This window comes from Streptomyces himalayensis subsp. himalayensis, from assembly GCF_013778455.1.
GTDB lineage: Bacteria > Actinomycetota > Actinomycetes > Streptomycetales > Streptomycetaceae > Streptomyces > Streptomyces himalayensis.
Window position 1 is genome coordinate 21367 of sequence record NZ_JACEHE010000013.1, and the last position, 23044, is coordinate 44410.

Below are 23044 nucleotides of genomic sequence, written 5' to 3' on the forward strand. Positions count from 1 at the left end.
CCTGCGTTTCCAGCGCACTCGGCGCTCTCGACACCCCCGGCGCATCGGTGCCTGCGGCCGTCACGCCGGCCGCGTTGTGATCGGTTGCCGTCACGCGGGGGACCAGGCCGCCGCGATGCGTGCCGCCAGCCGTACGTTGCCGCGCACCGCCGACAGGTTGGCGCGCAGCGAGGCACCGTCGGTGTGCCGCACCAGATAGTCCAGCAGGAACGGCGTGACCGCCTGTCCCGTGACGTGCTGCTCGTCGCAGGCCCGCAACGCGTCGGCGAGCACGCGCGCGTGCAGCGCGGGATCGAGTTGTTCGGTCTCGGGCACGGGGTTGGCGACGATCAGGGCCGACTCTGGGCCGCCGAGCGCGTCCTGCGCGCGCATCACGTCCGCGACCTCGGCGGGCGAGTTCAGCGTCCACTCGACCGGATGCCCCGAGTCGGACAGATAGAAGCCGGGGAAGCGCGCCGTGCCGTACCCCGCCACCGCCACACCCAGGGTCTCCAGGCGCTGGAGCGTCGCTGCCACGTCCAGGATCGACTTCACGCCCGCGCACACCACCGTGATACGGGTACGCGCCAGCAGCCCCAGGTCGGCCGATTCGTCCTGGGTCACCGTCCACTGACGGTGCACCCCGCCGAGGCCGCCCGTCGCGAACACCCGTACTCCCGCCCGCGCGGCGAGCAGCGCCGTCGCCGACACGGTCGTCGCCCCGCTCGCCCCAGCGGCGACCGCGAGGGCGAGATCCCGGTGTCCCAGTTTGCGGATGCCGCGCTCGTTCGCGATCCGCTCCAGCTGTTCTTTGTCCAGGCCCACATGGGGCCGCCCGTCCAGCACCGCGATCGTCGCGGGAACAGCGCCCTCCGTACGCACGACCGCCTCGAGCTCCAGCGCCACCTGCAGATTGCGCGGGCGGGGCAGCCCGTGCGCGATGATCGTGGACTCCAGCGCCACGACCGGCCGCCGTGCCGCGACCGCCTCCCGTACTTCCTCGGACACCACCAGCACGCGCCTGCCTCCTGCCTGTCGGACTCCCCCTCATCCCTGGCGGCCGCGGCGCCCGGTCAAACCCTTGTGCGGCGGAGGAGACCGCAGCAGCCTGGGGGCATGACAGACACCTCGCGCCTCGACCATGTCGTCCTGTGGGTGAGCGATCCCCTCGCCTCGGCGGAGTTCTACGAGAAGGTGGTGGGCCTGACACCGGTGCGACTTCCGGAATTCGCCGAGGGAAAGGTCTCCTTCCCGTCCGTCAGGCTCAACGAGGAGACCATCTTCGACCTGGCTCCACTGTCTCTTGCCGAGCGGATGAACGCAGTTCCGGGCGCGGCTGACAGCGCCGGGCACCCGGTGAACCACGTCTGTATCTCCCTGCCTGGAGACGACTTCGACGCCCTGCACGCCCGGCTGGAGGAGCGCGGCACTTCCGTGTCGGAGTTCTCCCACGACGCGTTCGGCGCCCGCGGAAACGCCCGGCGCAGTTTCTACTTCCGTGACCCGGACGGCAACATCTTCGAGGCCCGGCACTACGACTCGGCATGACGCAGGGGCGCGGCCGGAACCATCGTGCCGCGGGGCCGTCGTGCCGCCAGGCCGTCGTGCCGTTGGGCCGGCGGCCGCCTTGGGCCACCGCAGGGTGTCAGCGGCGAACGCGTCCGCGGTCGAGCATCGCGACCCCCAGCGCCGCCAGGCCGATCTGAATCAGCCACTCGGCCCAGTCGACACCATCGGTGTCGGCCACTCCGAACCCGGCCGCGATGGCCGAGCCGAGAAGCGCGGCCACGATGCCCACCAGGATCGTCAACAGGATGCCGATCCGCTGCCGGCCGGGCAGCACGAGGCGCCCGAGAGCGCCGATGACGATGCCGATCACTATCGCGCTGATGATGCCGGAGATCTCCATGTCCCCACGACTCCCTCTGCAATCCGGCTGCATTCGGCCAGCGGGCGGCATCAGACTCACGTCCTGCTCCCGCCGCGCCTTCCCGGGCCCGGTGCGTTCATCAACTGCCTTCCCCCTGGAGCGGGTTCCAGTCCGGGTGTGCGGGAGCACGACAGCGTTTCCCGGTACTGCAGCCGGCGCGCTGCACGATACGGCGGTGAATCGAGCTCCGCGGTTGTTCAGTGTTGTGCGCCTTCGACAGCTCAGCGAGCGCGGGTGAACAGGGCGAGCGCGGCGAGCGGCAGCAGGAGGCCGGCGGCGATCAGGTTGAGCCAGCCGTAGCTTGCCTGCGCGACCACGAGACCGGCTGCCGCGCCCCCGAGGCCCGCCGCCGTGTTCATCGTCAGGTCCGAAACGCCCTGCGCAGCGGCCCGCGCCGGCCCCGGGACGGAGTCGGTGAGCAGCGCGGAACCGGAGACCAGGCCTGCCGACCAGCCGAGCCCCAGCAGGAACAGGCCCGCGGTGCTCTGAGCATGGCTGCCTCCCGCGGTGCCCGCGACCAGCGCCGCGCAGGCCAGAAGGCCGACGGACAGCCCGATCACGGAGAGCCTGCCGAACCGGTCCGAGAGCCTTCCCATCACCGGCGAGAACGCGTACATGCCCGCGATGTGGACACTGATGACCAGACCGATGAGGTCGATGCTCGCGCCGTGATGGCCCAGGTCCACCGGGGTCATCGACATGATCGCGACCATGGCGGTGTGTGAGACGGCGACCGTCGCCAGTGCCAGCCGGGCGTGCGGCGAGGCGGCGACCGCGGCGATACCCGCCCGGATGGAGCGGCCTTCGGGGGACTGCTCATCGGCGGGGGAGAGGGCGCGGGCGGTCAGCAGCGGGTCGGGGCGCAGCAGGACCAGCACCAGCACCGCCGCGACCAGGAAGACGCCGGCGGCCCAGAGGAAGGGGCCCGCTGCCAGGGGTATGCCGAATCCGGAGGCGCTGGCCCCCGCGGGCGCCGCGATATTCGGGCCGAGAACCGCCCCGATCGTCGTCGCCCACACGACATTCGCGATGGCCCGGGCCCGCCGCTGGGGCTCCGCCAGATCCGCGGCCGCGAACCGCGCCTGCAGATTCGCGGACGAGGCGGCACCGAACCCCGCCATGCCCACCAGGAGGAGCGGAAAGCTCCCCACGACCGCGGCCACGACGACGGTTCCCGCGCCCAGCGCCCCGATCACATAAGCCAGTACCAGACCGGGCCGGCGGCCGCGGGCGGTCATCAGCGCGGCCAGCGGCACCGACAGCAGCGCCGTGCCCGCGACGGTGGCCGTGGGCGCGAGCCCGGCCAGCGCCTCGGTGCCGCTGACCTGCTGGGCCAGTACGGCGGCCAGGGCGATGCCGGTGGCAACGCCCAGCCCGCCGAGAATCTGACTGGCGATCAGCACGACGGATATTCGGCGCCGCAGGGCGGCCATCGCGTCCGGTGCGATGGACGCGGCGGCGTCCCGCCGGTCGGTGGCGCTCATCGCAGGTACCTCCGGTCGGCCGCCGAGCCGAGCGCGGCCGCTGAGACATGTCCGGCGGGCAGCGGCAGCCGCATCCGGATCGGCAGCCGCCGGGCGTAGGCACCCGGCTCGAGCACGGTGGATGAGGAAGAGGTCACCGGCGCAGTGTGTCAGCCCGCACTGACATCCGGACCTCGGATGTCGCGCATATCGCTCAGGGCTCACTCCACCCCAGGACCCGGCGCGGCAGGGCTGAGGCGTCCACGGCAGAGCTGAGGCCTCCCCCGTAGCCGTCGGATCGGGATCGGAGCATCGCATCCGGCTCAGAACAGCGGCTGGGGCAGCACTCCCTCCAGGGCGAGGAGCTGCCGCTTGGTCTCCAGGCCGCCGCCGAACCCGCCGATGCCGCCGTCGCTCTCCACCACCCGGTGGCACGGCACGACGACGGGCAGCGGATTGGCACCCATGGCCATCCCGACCGCCTGTGCCGCGCCAGGCTGGCCCACCCGGGCGGCCAGGTCGCCATAGCCCACGACCGCGCCGTACGGCACGGCTGCCGCCAGTTCGCGCAGGACCTGGCGGTTGAAGCCGGAGGCCAGGGTCCAGTCCAGCGGAAGGTCGAATTGGTGCCGTGCACCGGCGAAGTACGCGGCGAGCTGACGTATGGGCTCGGCCAGCAGCGGCGAGTCGGGAGCCTCGGCCGGCTCGGTGCCGAGGCGCGCGGCGAGCCGTTCGACCGCTTTGTCCCGCACCGCGTCCGAGGCGTGGAAGACGACGTTGACCAGGCCTTCCTCGGTCGCGGCCAGCAGCAGCGGCCCGATGTCGGTGCCGACGACGGTCCATACGACCTGCTGCCCGTACTGCCCCTCTTGCTGCTCGCACTGCCCATCGCTGTTCATGCGGACCACCGTACGACCCGGCACTGACAACGGCCCGGCACGGATCGTGGCCCAGGGCTGCGGACAGGTGCGGACGGGCATTGCTCGCCCGCACCCCGCGCATCGCCGTCCCCGGGACCGGCCGGATGGCAGTCGGCAAGGGCCGGACTCAGTCCTCGGCCACAGCCCTGCGGACGACGTCAGGGGCGTTCGTGATGATGCCGTCCACACCGAAGCCCGCGGCTCGCCGTGCGTTCGCCGCGCTGTCGACGGTCCAGGTGAAGATCTCCAGCGGCTTGCCGTGCGGTCCCTCGAGGGCGTGGATCGCGGACACGTAGTCGGTGGATATCGAGGTGTGCGTGGAGTTGATCTGGTCGGCGAACTCGGCGTACTTCGGCAGGTCCGCGACCGCCGGCGTGCCGAGGAAGCCGGTCTTGATGTCGGGCCGCAGTGCGTGCACCGTCTGGACGCTCTGCGCGCTGAAGCTCTGGATGACGAGCTTGCTGCCGACGTGGGTACGGTCGAGCCAGCCTTCGTTGCGCAGCACACGCAGGGTCTGCTGCTCGATGCCCGGGTACAGCTCCGGCTTCTTGATCTCCAGAACGAGCTTCTGGTGGTTGTGCGAGACCCGGTTCATGTACTGCTTGAGCGTCGGCACGCGCGCGTCGGCGTACTCGGGGCCGAACCAGCTGCCCGCGTCGAGCCGGGCGATCTCGGCGGCGGTGAAGTCCGCGACCTTCCACGGGGCGCGGTCGGGGAAGACCTCCTCGACGTTCGTCGTCCGCTTCAGGTTGTCGTCGTGGATCACCACGAGCTCGCCGTCCCTAGTGCGCTGGACGTCGTTCTCGACCCAGCGGAACCCCATGTCGGCCGCACGGTCGACGGCTGCGAGAGTGTTCTCGGGAGCGTAGGCGGAGGCGCCGCGATGGGCTATGACCAGCGGTTCGTCGTGCTCGGCGGCGTGAGCGGAGGCTGTGGGGAGGATGAGTGCGCTGACTCCCAGGAGCGCGGCGGCGGTTGCTGCGGCAGGGCGTGCGTACACGTGTACTCCTCGCATTCGTCAGTTCACGGACTGAGATCACGGACTGCTCGAGCGTGACAGCGGAGGAGCAACGGAAAACAGGTACAGGATGGCCAGGCGTTGAACAAAAAGGCGCCCGACGCCGGTTGTGCGCCCCGCACGCGCGCGATGGCTACCAATTCTTTGCAGGAAAATCGCTCGCCCATTCCGGGCGGGTCATACTCTCTGCCTCAAGTACGCCCGCCCAGGCGACCATGGGGCAGGGGCCGCACAGAGATCGCAGGGCATAAAGGGCGGAAGGGTTGCGCATGCAGGGCACGGTCGACGGATTCAGCTATGGACTCGTCACCCCGGTGGTGGCCTATCTGATGGCCTGTCTTGGTGGCGCGCTCGGTCTGCGGTGTACGACCAGGGCGCTCCGCACGCGGTCCTGGCGGCCCGGCTGGCTCGCCCTGGGCTCGGCGGCGATCGGGGCCGGAATCTGGACCATGCACTTCGTCGCGATGATGGGCTTCACCGTCAGAGGGATCCCGATCCACTACGACACGCTCACGACCTTCGCGAGCCTGGGCATCGCTGTCGTCATGGTCGGAATCGGGATCTTCATCGTCGGCTACCGGGGCGCGAAGGGCGCGGCCCTCTTCACCGGGGGCACCATCACAGGGCTGGGCGTCGCGTCGATGCACTACCTGGGAATGGCCGGAATGCGTCTGCCCGGAGAGCTGGAGTACAACACCGTCATGGTCGCCGTATCCGTGGTGATCGCCATGGCGGCCGCCACCGCGTCCCTGTGGGCCGCCGGCCAGGTCAGGGGATTCCGGTGGAGCCTGGGCGCGAGCCTCGTCATGGGCCTCGCCGTCAGCGGCATGCACTACACCGGTATGGCGGCCCTCCGTGTCCAGGTGCACGGGTCGACCGGATCTCCGGTCGACCACTCGCCCGCCGAGCTGCTTGCGCCCATGATGATCGGCCCGCTGGTCATCCTCGTCGTGGCGGGCGCTGTCGTGATGCTCGACCCGCTGCTGGTGATGGGCAGGCCCGCCTGGCAGGGCGCCACCGGTGCGCCGGTCTCCGCACCCCACACGGCTGCGGGCGTCGGCCACCGTCCGCCGCGCCCCGGCCGCCCGCGCACCCCGCAGAGCTGGTGACCAGGTCCTGACCTGCACAAATCTGCTGACTCTCCCCCGTTGTCAGTGGGGGGTCGTACGGTGGATTCCATGCGGCCCGTATCCAAGATCGAACGCACGGTGGCGCCCTTCGAGGTCGTCAGCCCCTACCAGCCCAGCGGCGATCAGCCGACGGCCATCGCCGAGCTGGAGCGGCGCATCAGCGCAGGTGAGAAGGACGTCGTCCTGCTCGGTGCGACCGGCACCGGCAAGTCCGCGACCACCGCGTGGATGATCGAGAAGCTCCAGCGCCCCACACTCGTGATGGCGCCGAACAAGACGCTGGCCGCCCAGCTGGCGAACGAGTTCCGCGAGCTGCTGCCCAACAACGCCGTCGAGTACTTCGTCTCGTACTACGACTACTACCAGCCCGAGGCGTACGTCCCGCAGTCGGACACCTACATCGAGAAGGACTCCTCGATCAACGAGGAGGTCGAGCGCCTGCGCCACTCCGCGACGAACTCGCTGCTGACGCGCCGCGACGTCATCGTGGTCGCCTCGGTCTCCTGCATCTACGGCCTCGGTACCCCGCAGGAGTACGTGGACCGGATGGTGCCGCTCAAGGTCGGCGATGAGCTCGACCGGGACGAGCTGCTGCGCCGCTTCGTCGACATCCAGTACACGCGCAACGACGTGGCGTTCGCCCGGGGCACCTTCCGGGTCCGCGGCGACACCATCGAGATCTTCCCGGTCTACGAGGAACTGGCCGTCCGTATCGAGATGTTCGGCGACGAGATCGAGGCGCTCTCCACCCTGCATCCGCTGACCGGCGAGGTCATCAGCGACGACGAGCAGCTCTACGTCTTCCCGGCGTCGCACTATGTGGCGGGCCCGGAGCGCATGGAGAAGGCCGTCAACGGAATCGAGAAGGAACTCGAGGAACGCCTCGCCGAGCTGGAGAAGCAGGGCAAGCTCCTGGAGGCTCAGCGGCTGCGCATGCGCACCACCTACGACCTGGAGATGCTCCGCCAGATCGGTTCGTGCTCCGGAGTCGAGAACTACTCGATGCACTTCGACGACCGCGAGCCCGGCTCCCCGCCCAACACCCTCCTCGACTACTTCCCGGACGACTTCCTGCTCGTCATCGACGAGTCGCACGTCACGGTCCCGCAGATCGGCGCCATGTACGAGGGGGACGCCTCCCGTAAGCGCACCCTCGTCGAGCACGGTTTCCGCCTGCCGTCCGCACTCGACAACCGTCCGCTGAAGTGGGAGGAGTTCCAGGAGCGCATCGGGCAGACCGTCTATCTCTCGGCGACCCCGGGCCAGTACGAGCTCTCGCGCGCGGACGGCCACGTCGAGCAGATCATCCGGCCCACCGGCCTGGTCGACCCTCAGGTCGTGGTCAAGCCCACGCATGGGCAGATCGACGACCTGGTGCACGAGATCAGGAAGCGCACCGAGAAGGACGAGCGGATCCTGGTCACCACGCTCACCAAGAAGATGGCCGAGGACCTCACGGACTACTTCCTGGAACTGGGCATCCAGGTCCGCTATCTGCACAGCGACGTCGACACCCTGCGCCGCGTCGAGCTCCTTCGCGAACTGCGGTCCGGCGAGTTCGACGTGCTGGTCGGCATCAACCTGCTGCGTGAGGGCCTCGACCTCCCCGAGGTCTCCCTGGTGGCGATCCTCGACGCCGACAAGGAGGGCTTCCTGCGCTCGGGGACCTCGCTGATCCAGACCATCGGCCGCGCGGCGCGCAATGTCTCCGGCGAGGTCCATATGTACGCCGACAAGATCACCCCGGCGATGGAGAAGGCCATCGAGGAGACCAACCGCCGCCGGGAGAAGCAGATCGCGTACAACAAGGAGAAGGGCATCGACCCGCAGCCGCTCCGCAAGAAGATCAACGACATCGTCGCGACCATCGCGCGCGAGGAGGTCGACACCGAGCAGCTGCTGGGCACGGGGTACCGCCAGGCGAAGGACGGCAAGGGCGGCAAGGTGCCGGTGCCCTCGCGCGGCGGTGCGGCGGCCGCGGCCGGCAAGGGCGCCAAGCCGGCCAAGTCCGCCAAGGGCAAGGCGAAGGAGACCGTGCCCACCGACCGCCCGGCGGCCGAACTCTCCGGGCAGATCGAGGAGTTGACCGAGCGGATGCGTGCCGCAGCCGCTGATCTGCAGTTCGAGATTGCGGCGAGGCTGCGTGACGAGGTGTCGGAGATGAAGAAGGAGCTGCGGCAGATGAAGGAGGCGGGCCTGGCCTGACCTGACCGCCGATCCTGGGGGCCCCACTGTGACCACCGGGAGTGTTGCAAGACCGACACAAAGTGCTGCCCCGTGTGCGGCACTGTCAGTGGCCCTGCATAGGGTGCTCGGCAACCGCACTGAGAGCGGTTCAGGGGAGAGTTCGAGAGGGGAACAGCACGTGACGGTCAACATGACCAAGGGTCAGGCCATCAGTCTGCAGAAGAACGACGGGGGCACCCTGACCGCAGTACGTATGGGTCTCGGCTGGCAGGCGGCCCCGAGGCGCGGACTGTTCGGTACGCGCACCCGGGAGATCGACCTCGACGCCTCGGCCGTGCTGTTCGCGGACAAGCAGCCGGTGGACGTCGTGTTCTTCCGCCACCTCGTCAGCGACGACGGCTCCGTGCGACACACCGGTGACAACCTCGTCGGCGGTGTGGGCCAGGGCGGGGACGACGAGGCGATCCTCGTCGATCTGCAGCGCCTTCCGGTCCACATCGACCAGCTCGTCTTCACCGTGAACTCGTTCACGGGTCAGACGTTCCAGGAGGTACAGAACGCGTTCTGTCGCCTGGTCGACGAGACCAACGGCCAGGAGCTCGCTCGCTACACGCTCGACGGCGGCGGCGCGTACACGGCACAGATCATGGCGAAGGTGCACCGCGCCGGATCGGGATGGCAGATGACCGCCCTGGGCACGGCGGCCAACGGCCGTACCTTCCAGGACCTGATGCCGTCGATCCTGCCGCACCTGTAGTCCACGGCGGGCACCACCCGCACGAGCACCGGGGCACGCACACGCGCACCACAGGGTGAGCACCCACCGGCGCAGGATCTCCAGCTCGGACACCACGAGCTGGAGCATCCGCGTTCGCACGGCCGTGCACTGGCGCGCGACGGCCTCGCGGCACCCACACCACGAGCCCACCAGTATGGACAGTACGCAGCCTTGAGCAGCCCTGGCTGCTCGAAGAGGGGGACGAAGGCGATGACGGCCGAGCTGGTCCGGGGGCAGAACCACCCCCTCACCCAGACCCGTCTGGAAATCCGGGTATCGGCCGGCAAGCCGGTCGTGGCGGGTGCCACCCTCAGCGACGAGCAGGGCACGGTGCAGGGCGCGGAATGGGTGGTCCATCCCGGATCACCGACTCTGCCCGGGCTCGAGGTCTCCAAGCAGGCCGCGGCCGACCATCGTCTTGCGGTGGACCTGGGCGTGCTGCCGGAGACGGTGCACCGGGTCAGTGTGCTGCTCGCGCTGCCCGTGGGTGTCGGAGGACCGGTCTGCTTCGGCGCCGTCGCCGCTCCCTTCGTCGCGGTCACCGGACTCGACGGCAGCGAGGTCGCCAGCTACACCATCACGGGACTGGACGCCGAGTCCGCCGTGGTCGCCCTGGAGCTCTACCGTCGGCAGGGGGCCTGGAAGGTGCGCGCCATCGGCCAGGGGTACGCGGGCGGCCTCGCCGAGCTGCTGTCCGATCAGGGCCTCACGGGAGCGGCTGGGCAGCTCGCGCAAGCGATCAACGATGCGGTGACGCAGGGCCTTGCCCGCTCGGTTGCGGCGCCGCCGCCGCGCACGTCGGACGAGACCCGGGTGCGTACGGCATCGCCTGGCGCTGGGGCGACTGGAGCAGGAGGATCGGGCGCGCAGGGTGGACCCGGCATGGCTCAGCCTCCCGCGGGCTCTCCCGATGCGGCACTGTCCGCCGGGTCGGTGAGCCCCATGGATCCGAGATCCGCAGCCTCCGGCGCCCAGCCCGCACCGGGTGGCGGCGGTGCGCCCTCTCCCGGCGGGCCCGTCAACTACACGCATCCGCGCCGCCAGACCGCCGCGCCTCCGCCGCCACCGCCCACCGCGACTCCGGCCGGATCCGGGCAGCCCGTCCAGCCGGTCGCGGGCGACGCCACAGGCTGGTCCATGGAGGAGCGGCTCTACAACCAGGTGTGGGGCATGTTCGAGGACCTCGCCCGCACGGCCGCCGCCTACCGCAGCGCCGTCGACTTCGCCGACTCCCGCATGGAGCAGGAGCTCGACAAGGCCCTCTCCGATCCGCGCAGCCGCATCGGCGGCACCGGTGACGCAGCGCGGGCAGCCGCCCGGGCCAAGCACGCCCAACTTGTGGACCAGGCACGGGAGGTACTCGACCGGGACATCGCCCAGCTCCGGGCCGAGGCCGACGTCGTCGAGCCGGCCCTGCCCCCCGCCTACGCCCGCTGGGACAACCCGGTCTGGCATGCCTACCGTGCGCCGACGGAGATACCTATGGCCCTGCGCCTGGGCGACCTCCATCTGCCCGAGCGCACCGATCTTCGGATCCCGATGCTCGTCCGGCTGCCGCTGGAGCGCGGCCTGTGGATCGACAGCGGCCGGTCCTCGTCGGCCACCACCTCGTTCGCCGACTCCGGGCAGCTGCGCCGTCTCGCCATGGACGCGGCCGTCGCCCATGCCGCGCGGCTGATCGCCGCGTATCCGGCGGGCGAGTTCACCGTGCACGTCATCGACGCCGCCGGCTCCGGTGCCGGTCCGCTCGCTCCTCTCGTGGCGGCCGGTGTCCTCGATGGACCTCCAGCCGTTGGTGCGGCGGGCGTCTCCGGTGTGTTCGCCAAGCTCACCCAGCGTGTGGACCTCGTGCAGATGGCGATCCGCAGCGGCGCCACGGACGCACTGCCGCCGGACCTGGACACCGCGCAGCAGCTGCTGATCGTCAACGACTTCCCGGGCGGCTTCGACGACCGCGCCGTGACACAGCTGCGTTACCTCGCGGACGAGGGCCCGGACGTCGGTGTCCATCTGATGCTGGTGGCCGACCGCGAGGACGCCGCGGCGTACGGACCGTTGCTCGACCCTCTGTGGCGGTCGCTGCTGCGCCTGACGCCGGTGCCCGACGATCACCTGGCCGACCCGTGGGTCGGTCACGCATGGACGTACGAACCGCCGCTCGTCCCGCCCGGCAGTCAGGTACTGCACGACGTGATGAACCAGGTCGCTGCCGCGCGTCGGCCGTGGAACCGCTGAGGGGTCCTGAGGGCCCACTTCTGAGGACCCGCTGAGGACCGACGTGCCGCACCGGCGGTCGTCCCTGCCTGCGCAGGCCCGGTATCCCAAGTGCGGTAAGCATGCCTCTGACCTGCAGATTTGGTGTGTGCTTTACCTCACCCTTTACCTTTTCTTGGTAAATCAAGTACTGTTGCTCTCGCGGAGGGGAGTACTCCTACTGCGGCGTACCCGTCAATACGGACCAGGCCAGGTCCCGGGGCGCCGGCCCGAGGCGCACGCGCATCATGCGCGACCACATGCCTCCTGGGTGGAAGAGACCTCCGGCAGCGACGCGCTGAGAAATGACGTTACGTACTGCCGGAGGCGCAGTGGATGTTTCCCTGACCCTATGGGTCCTCACAATCCTGGGCCTGAGTGCCCTGATCGCGGTCGACTTCTTCATCGGCCGCAAGCCCCATGACGTATCCATCAAGGAAGCCGGGATCTGGACGGTCGTCTGGATCGCCCTGGCGGCCCTGTTCGGGCTCGGCCTGCTGGTCTTCGGGGGCGGTCAGCCCGCCGGAGAGTTCTTCGCGGGCTTCATTACCGAGAAGTCGCTGAGTGTCGACAACCTCTTCGTCTTCGTCCTGATCATGGCGAAGTTCGCGGTGCCGTCGCAGTACCAGCAGCGCGTGCTACTCGTCGGTGTGCTGATCGCCCTGGTGCTGCGCGCGATCTTCATCGCAGCAGGTGCCGCGATCATCGCGAGCTTCTCGTGGGTCTTCTACATATTCGGCGCGTTCCTGATCTACACCGCCTGGAAGCTGATCCAGGAGGCCAGGGCCGACGAGGAGGACGAGGAGTACGAGGAGAACCGGCTGCTCAAGGCCGCCGAGAAGCGCTTCGGCGTGGCCGACCGCTACCACGGCACCAAGCTGTGGATCGAGCAGAACGGCAAGCGCGTCATGACGCCGATGCTGGTCGTGATGCTGGCGATCGGCACCACGGACGTGCTCTTCGCGCTGGACTCGATTCCCGCGATCTTCGGTCTGACCGAGGACCCGTACATCGTCTTCACCGCCAACGCCTTCGCGCTGATGGGTCTGCGGCAGCTGTACTTCCTGATCGGCGGGCTGCTCAAGAAGCTGGTCCACCTCAGCTACGGGCTGTCGGTCATCCTCGGCTTCATCGGCGTCAAGCTGGTGCTGCACGCCCTGCACGAGTCGGGCCTGCACGTCCCGGAGATCTCCATACCGGTCTCGCTCGGTGTCATCTGCACCGTCCTGATCGTCACGACCATCACCAGCCTGATGGCGTCCAGGAAGCAGGCCGAGGCCCAGTCCGCGGAGGCGGCGGAGATCGCCGAAGCGGAGGGGGAGACGTCGAAGAACAGCGTCGGCAGCTGACGGCAGCTGCGGTTGACAGCGGGTGCGGGCGATCGCGCCCGAGATCGTCGGCGGCTGAGGAATCGGCCGCCGACGGCGTCACCGGCCGCGGCGGCGTGAGTGACCGCGCCCACGGGCCATCGCGCTGTCAGCCGACGGCGGAAAGCCCCCAGTAGGCAGGAAGGCACTCGGCAGCGGGCGCTCGGCAGCAAAGCGCCCGCGCCTCGCCGTGCACGCCTGTAATGCACCATCTGTACTCGTCTGAAAGCATCGGGATCATGATCGTACGGCTTCGGGAACTGGCAGCGCACTGGACGACCGTTATCCCTCTGTTCGCATTGCTGCTGCTGGTCGCCACCTGGGGACGCTCCGTTCCCGGAGCCGTTGTCGTACTCATGACGGTGGTGCTCGCCGCCGCGGTGCTCGCCGCGGTGCACCACGCCGAGGTCGTCGCACACCGCGTCGGCGAGCCCTTCGGCTCACTGGTACTCGCCGTTGCGGTGACGGTCATCGAGGTCGCGCTGATCGTCGCGCTCATGGCGGACGGCGGCGCCAAGAGCGCCACGCTCGCCCGGGACACCGTTTTCGCCGCCGTGATGATCACCTGCAACGGCATCGTCGGCCTGACCCTGCTGGTGGGTGCGCTGCGTCATCGCGTGGCGGTGTTCAACCCGGAGGGAACGGGTGCCGCCCTCGCGACCGTGGCCACGCTGGCCACCCTCAGCCTGGCGCTGCCGACCTTCACGACGAGCAAGCCGGGTCCTGAGTTCTCCACGGCCCAACTCGTCTTCGCAGCGGTCGCCTCGGTGGTGCTCTACGGCCTGTTCGTGGCCACGCAGACGATCCGGCACCGCGACTACTTTCTTCCGCTGACCAGGAAGGGCGAGGTGGTCGACGCGGACCAGCACGCGGAAGCCCCGTCCGCGCGGATCGCCGTCATCAGCCTTCTTCTCCTGGCCTGTGCACTGGTCGGCGTCGTCGGTCTCGCGAAGGGCGTGTCACCGACGATCGAGTCCGGCGTGGAGGCAGCCGGAATGCCGCACGCCGTGGTCGGCGTGATCATCGCGCTGCTCGTGCTGCTGCCCGAGACCATCGCCGCCTTGCGTGCCGCCCGCCGCGATCGGGTGCAGACCAGTCTGAACCTGGCCCTGGGATCGGCGATGGCCAGCATCGGGCTGACCATTCCCGCCGTGGCGCTCGCCTCCTTGTGGCTGTCGGGGCCGCTCGTCCTGGGTCTCGGCTCCGTCCACCTGGTGCTGCTCGCCCTCACGATCGGGGTCAGCATCCTCACCGTTGTGCCGGGCCGCGCGACCCCGCTTCAGGGCGGTGTCCACTTGGTGCTGTTCGCGGCGTACTTGGAGCTGGCGATCACGCCTTAGGGCTTGCCATCAGCCATGGGGCAGGGGGCGCTCCATCCGCGCGTGGCGGCCCGTGAGCACCGTGATAGACCGGTCTCGACAGCACCGAACGCAGCCGCAGGACGCAGCGGCAGGCCCAGGCCGAACGCGGCGCCCATCGGACACAGGAGGACCCGTGCCCCGCACCCTCGTCAGCGCCCCCATCATGATCCTCAACGGGCCCAACCTGAACCTCCTCGGCCAGCGGCAGCCGGAGATCTACGGTTCCGACACCCTCACGGACGTCGAGGCACTCTGCGCCAAGGCGGCGGCCGCGCACGGCGGCACCATCGACTTCCGTCAGTCGAACCACGAGGGCGAGTTGGTCGACTGGATCCACGAGGCCCGCCAGAACCACGTCGGCATCGTGATCAATCCGGCCGCCTACTCCCACACCTCCGTGGCGATCCTGGATGCCCTCAACACCTGTGACGGTATGCCGGTGTTGGAGGTCCACATCTCCAACATCCACCAGCGCGAGGAGTTCCGGCACCACTCGTACGTCTCGCTGCGCGCGGACGGCGTCATCGCGGGATGCGGCGTCCAGGGGTACGCCTTCGCTGTCGAGCGGGTGGCCGCACTGGTGGCTCAGCGCGAGGCGTAGCGGCGGCGGGTGCCCGGCACCGCGGTTCGGACACGACGGCATCGGTGTCTGCGTCGCAGCAGACCTGATCCGCTGGAACGGGCGCTGCGGCCGTGTGAACGCGCCGTGACGACGGGTCTGTTGGCGCCCCTGAGCCCGCCTGCCTGTGCCCTTGACCGTCCCCATGCCTGCCTGCCGTGCCGCCAGCAGAATCCGTCCGTTTCCGTCCGTGACCCCGAAAGGCCTTGCCTTCGCGTGCGCTCCAAGTCGCAGACTCCCGTTCATAGCCCGGTACGACGGGCCCGAACGGGAGGGGACGCCGTGAAATACCGCACCATAGGAACCGATCCGAAGACCCGCCGTGAGGTGAGCGTGCTCGCGCTCGGCGCGATGCTCTTCGGCTCCGTGACCGACGAGAAGACGTCCTTCGCCATCCTCGACCGCTATGTCGAGGCCGGCGGGACGTTCATCGACACCTCCGACAACTACGCCTTCTGGATCGACGGCAGTCAGGGCGGGCAGAGCGAGGAGCTGCTCGGACGCTGGCGGCGCAGCCGCGGCATCGGCGACGAGATCGTCATCGCCACCAAGCTGGGGGCGCGTCCGCTCGCGCCCGGTACCGGCTACATAGACAACCCCGAGGGGTTGTCACCGAAGGTGATCCGCGAGTCCGCCGAGCGCAGCCGGGACCGGCTCGGGGTGGAGAAGATCGACCTGCTCTACGCGCACATCGAGGACCGGACCGTTCCGCTGCGCGACACCGTCGAGGGCTTCGCCGAGCTGGTGGCCGAGGGAACGGTCGGGCTGCTGGGGGTGAGCAACCACGCGATGTGGCGGGTCGAGCGGGCGCGCGCCCTCGCGGCGGCGGCCGGGCTGCCCGGCTACGAGGTCCTGCAATATCAGCACAGCCACCTCCGGCCACGCACAGACGTGCCCCAGCCGCTCTTCCCGGAGGGCAACCTCGGCAATGCCGGTGCCGAGCTGCTGAGCTACCTGAAGGCCGAGCCCAGCCTGACGCTGGTCGCCTACTCGCCGCTGCTCACCGGCGCCTACGTCAGGCAGGACAAGCCGCTGCCGCCGGACTTCGAACACCCGGGGACCCCCGCTCGGCTCGCGGTACTGCGCGAGGTCGCGAAGGAGACCGGGGCGACGGTCAACCAGGTCGTGCTGGCCTGGCAGACAGGCGGCCGACTGCCTGTGATCCCGCTGGCCGGGGCGTCGTCGGTGGCCCAGCTGGACGAGAACCTCGCCGCGGTGGACCTGGAGTTGACGGAAGATCAGCGGGCCCTGTTGGACGCGGCGCACTAGCGCTCACCGACAAAGCCGGCACTGGCGGTGCGCAGTCCTCCGAAGGAGCCCCGGGCACGGGTGCGGACCGCGCAGGGACGCACGTCCGGCACGTGGCCCGCGATCACCAGCCCCGCGCGCGCCACTCCCCAAGATGCGGCCGCTCCGCGCCCAGCGTCGTGTCGTTGCCGTGCCCCGGGTACACCCACGTCTCGTCCGGCAGCGGCTCGAAGATCTTCGTCTCCACGTCGTGCAGGAGGCTGGCGAAGGCCTTCGGGTCCTTGCGGGTGTTGCCGACGCCTCCCGGGAACAGGCAGTCGCCCGTGAACACATGCGCGTGCCCGTGCGGGTCGTCGTAGATGAGGGCGATCGAGCCGGGGGTGTGGCCCACCAGGTGGCGGGCGGTGAGCTCGACGCGGCCGACGCGGATCGTGTCGCCGTCCTCGACCAGCACGTCGGTCGGGACGGGGATGCCCTCCGCGTCGTACCGTCCCGCGTAGGTGCGTGCGCCCGTGGGCTCCACCACCTGCGCCAGTGCCTGCCAGTGGTCCCCGTGGCGGTGGGTGGTGACGACGGACGCGATGCCGTCGTCACCGATCAGCGTCAGCAACGTCTCCGGCTCGGCGGCCGCGTCGATCAGCAGCTGCTCGTCCGTGGCGCGGCAGCGCAGCAGATAGGCGTTGTTGTCCATCGGGCCGACCGCGACCTTGGAGATCATCAGGTCCTGCAACTCGTGTACATCCGCAGGTCCGCCGACCTTCACCGCTCCGCTGTACGTCATGTCGCTCAGCCTATAGCGGGGGGAGCGCGGGGAGCAGGCCGCCGTCGACGTGCAGGGCCGAACCGTCGCGGCGGCCGCAGAGCCAGCCGAGGAGATCAGCCTGGCGGCCGCTGACCGTGAGTTCGAACCGGGGCTCGCGGCCGCTCTTGATCTCTTCCAGGGTGAGGCCCTCGACGGCCCCGGTGCCCAGCGCGCGGCCGTCGTCCTGCTTGATCAACAGCGCGGGCACGCCGGGATGGTGCCGGAATCGGCGGGCGAGGAAGTTGATCTCGCGCTGCGTGAACTCCTCCGACAGATCCTCCAGCTCGTACCCGATCCCCAGGTCCACGTGATGCAGCTCGACCTCGATCCACCGCCGGAACGGCACCTGGGACGCCGTATCCGTCACGCCGTTGCGGAGCTCCACCGTGCGGGACCAGTCCGCGGGCGCCGCGCACGCCTCCTGGAAGCGGGCGGCGCTCTCGCGGACGTCCGTGAGCTGTTCCTCCAGGTCGCGCGGGGCGTCCCGCTCGATGTCGGCTTCCCGCTGCTCGGCGGTCGTGTACATGGGGCGTCCGGCGAGGACGTTCACGAGCGCGTCCGCGTTGCGGGCGAGGTGGGCGAGGACGTGGCCGCGGGTCCAGCCGGGAAGCCGTGACGGCTCGGCGACGGACGCGTTGTCCAGTTCGGCGGCTGCGGTCAGCAGCCGGTCGGTCGCGTCACGTACAGACGCCAGGTCGCGCACATGATCGTTCATGGGGCCGACGATAGTCCCGCCACACGTTCGGGTGAAGGCGGTGGAGCGCCGACCAAAATCGAATGCACGTGCTATAGGCTCGGGCGCGGCGTCGGGCATGCTGGAAGGTCCGGGATTGTTACCAACCAGCGAAACCAGTCCGGCGCTGTCGGTGGCTCCCCCTAGTCTGTGAGAGACGGGGGCCCCGCCCCTGTCGCTTCTCTCAAGAAAGGTGCGGACCGGCGTGGCCGACCGTCTCATCGTCCGTGGAGCGCGCGAGCACAACCTGAAGAACGTCTCGCTCGACCTCCCACGCGACTCCCTCATCGTCTTCACGGGTCTGTCCGGGTCGGGCAAGTCGTCGCTCGCCTTCGACACGATCTTCGCCGAGGGCCAGCGACGGTACGTCGAGTCGCTCTCCTCGTACGCCCGCCAGTTCCTCGGTCAGATGGACAAGCCGGACGTCGACTTCATCGAGGGCCTGTCGCCGGCGGTCTCCATCGACCAGAAGTCGACCTCGCGCAACCCGCGCTCGACGGTCGGCACCATCACCGAGGTCTACGACTATCTGCGCCTGCTGTTCGCGCGTATCGGCAAGCCGCACTGCCCCGAGTGCAGCCGCCCCATCTCGCGCCAGTCGCCGCAAGCGATCGTCGACAAGGTCCTCGAGCTGCCCGAGGGCAGCCGCTTCCAGGTCCTCTCGCCGCTCGTGCGCGAGCGCAAGGGCGAGTTCGTCGACCTCTTCAGCGATCTGCAGACGAAGGGCTACAGCCGTGCCCGCGTCGACGGCGAGACAATTCAGCTGACCGATCCGCCGACGCTGAAGAAGCAGGAGAAGCACACCATCGAGGTGGTCGTCGACCGCCTCACGGTGAAGGACGGCGCCAAGCGCCGACTGACCGACTCCGTCGAGACGGCCCTCGGCCTCTCCGGCGGCATGGTCGTGCTCGACTTCGTCGACCTCCCCCAGGACGACCCCGAGCGCGAGCGCATGTACTCGGAGCACCTCTACTGCCCGTACGACGACCTGTCCTTCGAAGAGCTGGAGCCCCGCTCCTTCTCCTTCAACTCGCCCTTCGGCGCCTGCCCGGACTGCACCGGCATCGGTACGCGCATGGAGGTCGACCCCGAGCTGATCGTCCCCGACGAGGACAAGTCCCTCGACGAAGGGGCCATCCACCCCTGGTCGCACGGTCACACCAAGGACTACTTCGGGCGGCTCGTCGGCGCGCTCGCCGACGCCCTCGGATTCCGTACCGACATCCCGTTCGCGGGGCTGCCGCAGCGCGCCAAGAAGGCCGTGCTGTACGGGCACAAGACGCAGATCGAGGTGCGGTACCGCAACCGGTACGGCCGCGAGCGGAGGTACACGACCCCGTTCGAGGGCGCCGTCCCCTTCGTGAAGCGACGGCACAGCGAGGCCGAGAGCGACGCCAGCCGCGAGCGCTTCGAGGGCTATATGCGCGAGGTGCCGTGCCCCACGTGTGAGGGCACGCGCCTCAAGCCGATCGTGCTCGCTGTCACGATCATGGAGAAGTCCATCGCCGAGGTCTCGGCCATGTCGATCAGCGACTGCGCGGACTTCCTGGGCGAGCTGAAGCTCAGCGCCCGTGACAAGAAGATCGCCGAGCGGGTCCTGAAGGAGGTCAACGAGCGGCTGCGCTTCCTGGTCGACGTCGGCCTCGACTATCTGTCGCTGAACCGCGCGGCAGGGACGCTGTCCGGCGGCGAGGCCCAGCGCATCCGCCTGGCCACCCAGATCGGCTCAGGACTCGTCGGCGTGCTGTACGTACTCGACGAGCCGTCGATCGGCCTGCACCAGCGCGACAACCACCGCCTCATCGAGACCCTGGTCAGGCTGCGCGACATGGGCAACACGCTCATCGTCGTCGAGCATGACGAGGACACGATCAAGGTCGCCGACTGGGTCGTCGACATCGGGCCGGGCGCCGGTGAGCACGGCGGCAAGGTCGTGCACAGCGGCCCGCTCGCGGAGCTGCTGACCAACAGCGAGTCGATGACCGGCAAGTACCTGTCCGGCAAGAAGTCAATCGTCCTGCCCGACATCCGCCGGCCCGTCGACCCGACCCGGCAGCTCACGGTGCACGGCGCCCGCGAGAACAACCTGCAGGACATCGACGTATCGTTCCCGCTCGGTGTCCTCACGGCCGTCACAGGTGTATCAGGATCCGGCAAGTCCACGCTGGTCAACGACATCCTCTACACGCATCTCGCGCGTGAGCTGAACGGCGCCCGGAGCGTTCCGGGGCGGCACACGCGCGTGGACGGCGACGACCTCGTCGACAAGGTGGTGCACGTCGACCAGTCGCCCATCGGCCGTACGCCGCGGTCGAACCCGGCGACGTACACGGGCGTCTTCGACCACGTCCGCAAGCTGTTCGCGGAGACGACGGAGGCGAAGGTGCGCGGCTATCTGCCGGGCCGCTTCTCCTTCAACGTCAAGGGCGGCCGCTGCGAGAACTGCTCCGGCGACGGCACCATCAAGATCGAGATGAACTTCCTGCCGGACGTGTACGTGCCGTGCGAGGTCTGCCACGGCGCGCGCTACAACCGGGAGACCCTGGAGGTCCACTACAAGGGCAAGTCCATCGCCGAGGTGCTGGACATGCCGATCGAGGAGGCCCTCGGCTTCTTCGAGGCCGTGCCCGCGATCGCCCGCCACCTCAGGACGCTCAACGACGTCGGCCTCGGATACGTCCGGCTCGGCCAGCCCGCGCCCACGCTCTCCGGCGGTGAGGCCCAGCGCGTGAAGCTCGCGAGCGAATTGCAGAAGCGGTCCACGGGACGCACGGTCTATGTCCTGGACGAGCCGACCACCGGTCTGCACTTCGAGGACATCAGCAAGCTGATCTCGGTGCTGTCCGACCTGGTCGACAAGGGCAACACGGTCATCGTCATCGAGCACAACCTCGACGTGATCAAGACGGCCGACTGGGTCGTCGACATGGGCCCGGAGGGCGGCAACGGCGGCGGTCTCGTCGTCGCGGAGGGCACGCCGGAGCAGGTCGCGGCGGTCCCGGCGAGCCACACGGGCAAGTTCCTGCGCGAGATCCTGGGTGCCGACCGCATCAGCGACGCGTCGTCTACCGAGGCGGCAAAGGCACCGCGCAAGACGGCGGCCAGGAAGACGGTGGTGGCCAACTCCACGGCCACGGCGAAGGCGACGGTCACCAAGGCGACCAAGAAGACCGGCGCGAAGAAGACGAGCCAGGCCCGCACGGCCTGACCCGCGTCACCCCAGGCAACGCGCGACCGCGCCCCACGGGAGGAACTCCCCGTGGGGCGCGGCGTGTATACGGAGTACGCGGGCCAGGGAGATGCGGCGGACGCACGACCAGGTCAGGCCGGACAGCGGGTCAGGCGCTCTGCGGCTCGACGAACTGCATGTCCAGCTGGATCTTCACCACGTCGCCGAGCAGCCCGGTCCCGAAGTCCAGCCCGAAGTCGCTGCGCCGGATCTCGCCCGTGGCCTCGAACCCGGCGTGCCTGCGCCCGTCCACGACGAAAGTCCACGAGCCCGCCGAACTCGGCGTCCAGCGTCACCGGACGCGTCACGTCGCCGATGGTCAGCTCGCCCTCCATCGACCACTCCGCCCTTGCCGGACACCCGCGTCGAGCGGTACGTCATCGTCGGCCGACTGGGACCGCGTGGCCGACGAGCAGGTCGCCGTTCTCCGGCACGAGGCTCCGCTGCAGGCCCCCCCCATGTCGCCTCGCTGGCCGACGAGTTGAAGGTCACGGCAGGCGCCGCCTTCGCCGACCGGCTCGCCGCCGTGCCGGTCATGCCCCGGCGTGCGGGAGTACAGACCGTCGAACACCCCGGAGCAGGCGCCCTGCGCCTGGCGTACGAAACGCTCGCGCTCCCCGACGACGGCCAGCGGATGGTCGTCCATCTGCCCGCCGACGAGGCGACGGCCGCGGCCCTCGACCACGTCGACGGACGCCGGCCCGGCGCGCTGCGCGCCGTCAACGGCTGACGTACAGGGGTGCCGTCAAAGGCTGACGTACACGGGCGCCGTCAACGCCTGACGTACATCCCCAGTCCCGGACTTACCGGCCGAGTTCGGCGGCGTACGGCGGCTGCGCTCCCGGGCGGGAGCAGGTGATCGCGGCGGCCCGGGCCGCGAAGCCGAGAATGTCGTGCCAGTCGTCCTCGCCGAGCGCCGCCACGGCCTCCACGGACATCGCGTCGTGCACGGCGAGCCGGTGCAGCAGCGCGGCGTTGACCGTGTCACCCGCACCGATCGTGTCGACGACGTCGACCGGGACGCCCGGCACCGCGTACTCCCCGCCCTCCCGGGTCAGCACCGTGAGGCCGTCGCCGCCATGGGTCAGCACCACCGCGGCGGGGCCGGCGGCCAGCCACTCCTTCGGCGCCCCGCCGAGCCACGCGGCGTCCTCCTCCGACAGCTTCACCAGCCCCGTGTGCGGCAGCCAGGAGCGGAACCGCGCGCGATAGGCGTCCGCGTCCGGTATCAGCACCGGCCGGATGTTCGGGTCCAGTGCCGTGAACACGCCCTGCCCGGCTGCGGTCCGCATCAGCTCCTCGTACGCGGTTGCGCCCGGCTCCAGGACCAGCGAACAGGTTCCGAACGACACCGCGCGCGTACCGGGCGGCAGTTGGTCCGGCACGGCGAAAAGCCGATCCGCCGTTCCCTCGACGTAGAAGGAGTACCCGGCCGAACCGTCCGCGCCGATCGAGGCGACGGCCAGCGTCGTCGGCTCCGTGCCGCGCTGCACGTACGACACGTCCACCCCCGCCGCACGCAGCCCGCCCAGCAACGCCTCGCCGAAGGCGTCGGCCGACACCCGGGAGCAGAAGGCCGTGGGCGAGCCGAGCCGGCCCAGCGCCACGGCGGTGTTGTAGGGCCCGCCGCCCAGGCGCGGGGCGAGGTCCGGCAGCCCGCCGGCTGCATTCGGCGATACGCGAGTGGGGCTCCCGTACCGTCCCGGTTGCGGGACGAGGTCGATGAGGGCCTCACCGGCGACGACGATCACGAGACGGTTCCTTTCTCTGCGCACCCTCATGAGGCGCAGTGATCAGGTACTCAGGTCGGTGGTGGGTGCGGGCTCGGCCGGTCCTCGCCGGGCACGCCCGGCCCCGGTTGCGGCGCCCGCGGGAACGTATCTCACCACCCCGGGCGCGGTGCCCGCGGGGCCGTATCTCCTCTGCGCCCGAGCGTAAACGCCCGCGTGAACACGGTACGCGATGATTTGTCTCTTATATGGGAGTTTGATGCCCCTGACGAGGGGCGATGCCAGAATTGGCGTGGT

General features: G+C 69.7%; 20 protein-coding genes and 1 pseudogene. 11 read left to right on the forward strand and 10 right to left on the reverse strand.

What is annotated here, in order from left to right:
- Nucleotides 1-90 precede the first annotated feature (90 nt).
- Nucleotides 91-996, reverse strand: a complete 906-nt coding sequence (locus H1D24_RS21260) for a pseudouridine-5'-phosphate glycosidase (RefSeq protein ID WP_181659222.1) — start codon at nt 994-996, stop codon at nt 91-93.
- Between the two features lie 99 nt (nt 997-1095).
- Between H1D24_RS21260 and H1D24_RS21265 the strand changes: the two genes are divergently transcribed.
- The gene (locus H1D24_RS21265; RefSeq protein WP_181659223.1) at nt 1096-1527 is read left to right on the forward strand and encodes a VOC family protein; all 432 of its coding nucleotides are present in this window, start codon (nt 1096-1098) and stop codon (nt 1525-1527) included.
- Between the two features lie 97 nt (nt 1528-1624).
- Here H1D24_RS21265 and H1D24_RS21270 read toward each other — a convergent pair whose 3' ends face one another.
- The 5 genes from H1D24_RS21270 to H1D24_RS21290 all read right to left on the reverse strand — a co-directional run bounded on the left by H1D24_RS21270 (nt 1625) and on the right by H1D24_RS21290 (nt 5292).
- Nucleotides 1625-1888 carry a GlsB/YeaQ/YmgE family stress response membrane protein gene (locus H1D24_RS21270; protein WP_181659224.1) on the reverse strand — a complete coding sequence of 88 codons (264 nt, stop codon included), beginning with the start codon at nt 1886-1888 and terminating at the stop codon, nt 1625-1627.
- Nucleotides 1889-2130: 242 nt separating this feature from the next.
- Nucleotides 2131-3393, reverse strand: coding sequence for an MFS transporter (locus tag H1D24_RS21275; RefSeq protein WP_181659225.1), 1263 nt, complete (start codon nt 3391-3393; stop codon nt 2131-2133).
- Nucleotides 3390-3530, reverse strand: coding sequence for a hypothetical protein (locus H1D24_RS21280; protein ID WP_181659226.1), 141 nt, complete (start codon nt 3528-3530; stop codon nt 3390-3392). The genes H1D24_RS21275 and H1D24_RS21280 overlap by 4 nt, the downstream gene beginning before the upstream one ends.
- A 165-nt stretch (nt 3531-3695) precedes the next feature.
- The gene (locus H1D24_RS21285; protein ID WP_181659227.1) at nt 3696-4271 is read right to left on the reverse strand and encodes a methylated-DNA--[protein]-cysteine S-methyltransferase; all 576 of its coding nucleotides are present in this window, start codon (nt 4269-4271) and stop codon (nt 3696-3698) included.
- Nucleotides 4272-4419: 148 nt separating this feature from the next.
- Nucleotides 4420-5292, reverse strand: coding sequence for a glycerophosphodiester phosphodiesterase (locus H1D24_RS21290; RefSeq protein ID WP_181659228.1), 873 nt, complete (start codon nt 5290-5292; stop codon nt 4420-4422).
- A 287-nt stretch (nt 5293-5579) separates the two neighbouring features.
- On the opposite strand from H1D24_RS21290, the gene H1D24_RS21295 reads away from it, so the two are divergent.
- From H1D24_RS21295 to H1D24_RS21330, 8 genes are all read left to right on the forward strand, one after another.
- Nucleotides 5580-6419, forward strand: coding sequence for an MHYT domain-containing protein (locus H1D24_RS21295; RefSeq protein ID WP_181659229.1), 840 nt, complete (start codon nt 5580-5582; stop codon nt 6417-6419).
- A gap of 69 nt (nt 6420-6488) precedes the next feature.
- Entirely contained in the window at nt 6489-8645 is a 2157-nt protein-coding gene (gene uvrB / locus H1D24_RS21300) for an excinuclease ABC subunit UvrB (protein ID WP_181659230.1), read from the forward strand.
- 160 nt (nt 8646-8805) lie between these two features.
- Nucleotides 8806-9384 (forward strand): TerD family protein, encoded by a 579-nt coding sequence (locus H1D24_RS21305; protein WP_181659231.1) that lies wholly within the window; start codon nt 8806-8808, stop codon nt 9382-9384.
- Nucleotides 9385-9615: 231 nt separating this feature from the next.
- The gene (locus H1D24_RS21310; protein WP_181659232.1) at nt 9616-11640 is read left to right on the forward strand and encodes a TerD family protein; all 2025 of its coding nucleotides are present in this window, start codon (nt 9616-9618) and stop codon (nt 11638-11640) included.
- Nucleotides 11641-11990: 350 nt separating this feature from the next.
- Entirely contained in the window at nt 11991-13007 is a 1017-nt protein-coding gene (locus H1D24_RS21315; RefSeq protein ID WP_181659233.1) for a TerC/Alx family metal homeostasis membrane protein, read from the forward strand.
- Between the two features lie 257 nt (nt 13008-13264).
- Nucleotides 13265-14365, forward strand: coding sequence for a calcium:cation antiporter (locus tag H1D24_RS21320; protein ID WP_181659234.1), 1101 nt, complete (start codon nt 13265-13267; stop codon nt 14363-14365).
- Between the two features lie 154 nt (nt 14366-14519).
- On the forward strand, nt 14520-14987 hold the full coding sequence (gene aroQ, locus H1D24_RS21325) for a type II 3-dehydroquinate dehydratase (protein ID WP_181659235.1): 468 nt from the start codon (nt 14520-14522) through the stop codon (nt 14985-14987).
- Nucleotides 14988-15287: 300 nt separating this feature from the next.
- Entirely contained in the window at nt 15288-16274 is a 987-nt protein-coding gene (locus H1D24_RS21330) for an aldo/keto reductase (RefSeq protein WP_181659236.1), read from the forward strand.
- A 103-nt stretch (nt 16275-16377) separates the two neighbouring features.
- On the opposite strand, the gene H1D24_RS21335 is transcribed toward H1D24_RS21330, so the two are convergent.
- Nucleotides 16378-17034, reverse strand: coding sequence for an MBL fold metallo-hydrolase (locus H1D24_RS21335; RefSeq protein WP_181659237.1), 657 nt, complete (start codon nt 17032-17034; stop codon nt 16378-16380).
- 10 nt (nt 17035-17044) lie between these two features.
- Entirely contained in the window at nt 17045-17770 is a 726-nt protein-coding gene (locus H1D24_RS21340; RefSeq protein ID WP_181659238.1) for a maleylpyruvate isomerase family mycothiol-dependent enzyme, read from the reverse strand.
- A 223-nt stretch (nt 17771-17993) separates the two neighbouring features.
- Here H1D24_RS21340 and uvrA point away from each other — a divergent pair, with 223 nt between their 5' ends.
- Nucleotides 17994-20996: an excinuclease ABC subunit UvrA gene (gene uvrA / locus H1D24_RS21345; protein ID WP_181659239.1), complete on the forward strand. Its 3003-nt coding sequence runs from the start codon at nt 17994-17996 to the stop codon at nt 20994-20996.
- 130 nt (nt 20997-21126) lie between these two features.
- Here uvrA and H1D24_RS21350 read toward each other — a convergent pair.
- Nucleotides 21127-21407, reverse strand: a pseudogene (locus tag H1D24_RS21350) (YceI family protein); the annotation flags it as partial.
- 91 nt (nt 21408-21498) lie between these two features.
- Between H1D24_RS21350 and H1D24_RS21355 the strand changes: the two are divergent.
- Nucleotides 21499-21747, forward strand: coding sequence for an MmyB family transcriptional regulator (locus tag H1D24_RS21355; protein ID WP_374064283.1), 249 nt, complete (start codon nt 21499-21501; stop codon nt 21745-21747).
- Nucleotides 21748-21820: 73 nt separating this feature from the next.
- Here the strand turns inward: H1D24_RS21355 and H1D24_RS21360 are convergent, their stop codons facing one another.
- Complete coding sequence (locus H1D24_RS21360) at nt 21821-22768, reverse strand: carbohydrate kinase family protein (protein WP_181659240.1); 948 nt, start codon at nt 22766-22768, stop codon at nt 21821-21823.
- Nucleotides 22769-23044: the final 276 nt, after the last annotated feature.

What these genes read in the sequence shown, in the direction of transcription:
- H1D24_RS21310 (WP_181659232.1), top strand. Translation starts at nt 9,616, where the DNA reads ATGACGGCCGAGCTGGTCCGGGGGCAGAACCACCCCCTCACCCAGACC.
- H1D24_RS21285 (WP_181659227.1), bottom strand. Translation starts at nt 4,271, where the DNA reads ATGAACAGCGATGGGCAGTGCGAGCAGCAAGAGGGGCAGTACGGGCAG.
- uvrB (WP_181659230.1), top strand. Translation starts at nt 6,489, where the DNA reads ATGCGGCCCGTATCCAAGATCGAACGCACGGTGGCGCCCTTCGAGGTC.
- H1D24_RS21270 (WP_181659224.1), bottom strand. Translation starts at nt 1,888, where the DNA reads ATGGAGATCTCCGGCATCATCAGCGCGATAGTGATCGGCATCGTCATC.
- H1D24_RS21335 (WP_181659237.1), bottom strand. Translation starts at nt 17,034, where the DNA reads ATGACGTACAGCGGAGCGGTGAAGGTCGGCGGACCTGCGGATGTACAC.
- H1D24_RS21295 (WP_181659229.1), top strand. Translation starts at nt 5,580, where the DNA reads ATGCAGGGCACGGTCGACGGATTCAGCTATGGACTCGTCACCCCGGTG.
- H1D24_RS21320 (WP_181659234.1), top strand. Translation starts at nt 13,265, where the DNA reads ATGATCGTACGGCTTCGGGAACTGGCAGCGCACTGGACGACCGTTATC.
- H1D24_RS21265 (WP_181659223.1), top strand. Translation starts at nt 1,096, where the DNA reads ATGACAGACACCTCGCGCCTCGACCATGTCGTCCTGTGGGTGAGCGAT.
- H1D24_RS21340 (WP_181659238.1), bottom strand. Translation starts at nt 17,770, where the DNA reads ATGAACGATCATGTGCGCGACCTGGCGTCTGTACGTGACGCGACCGAC.
- H1D24_RS21275 (WP_181659225.1), bottom strand. Translation starts at nt 3,393, where the DNA reads ATGAGCGCCACCGACCGGCGGGACGCCGCCGCGTCCATCGCACCGGAC.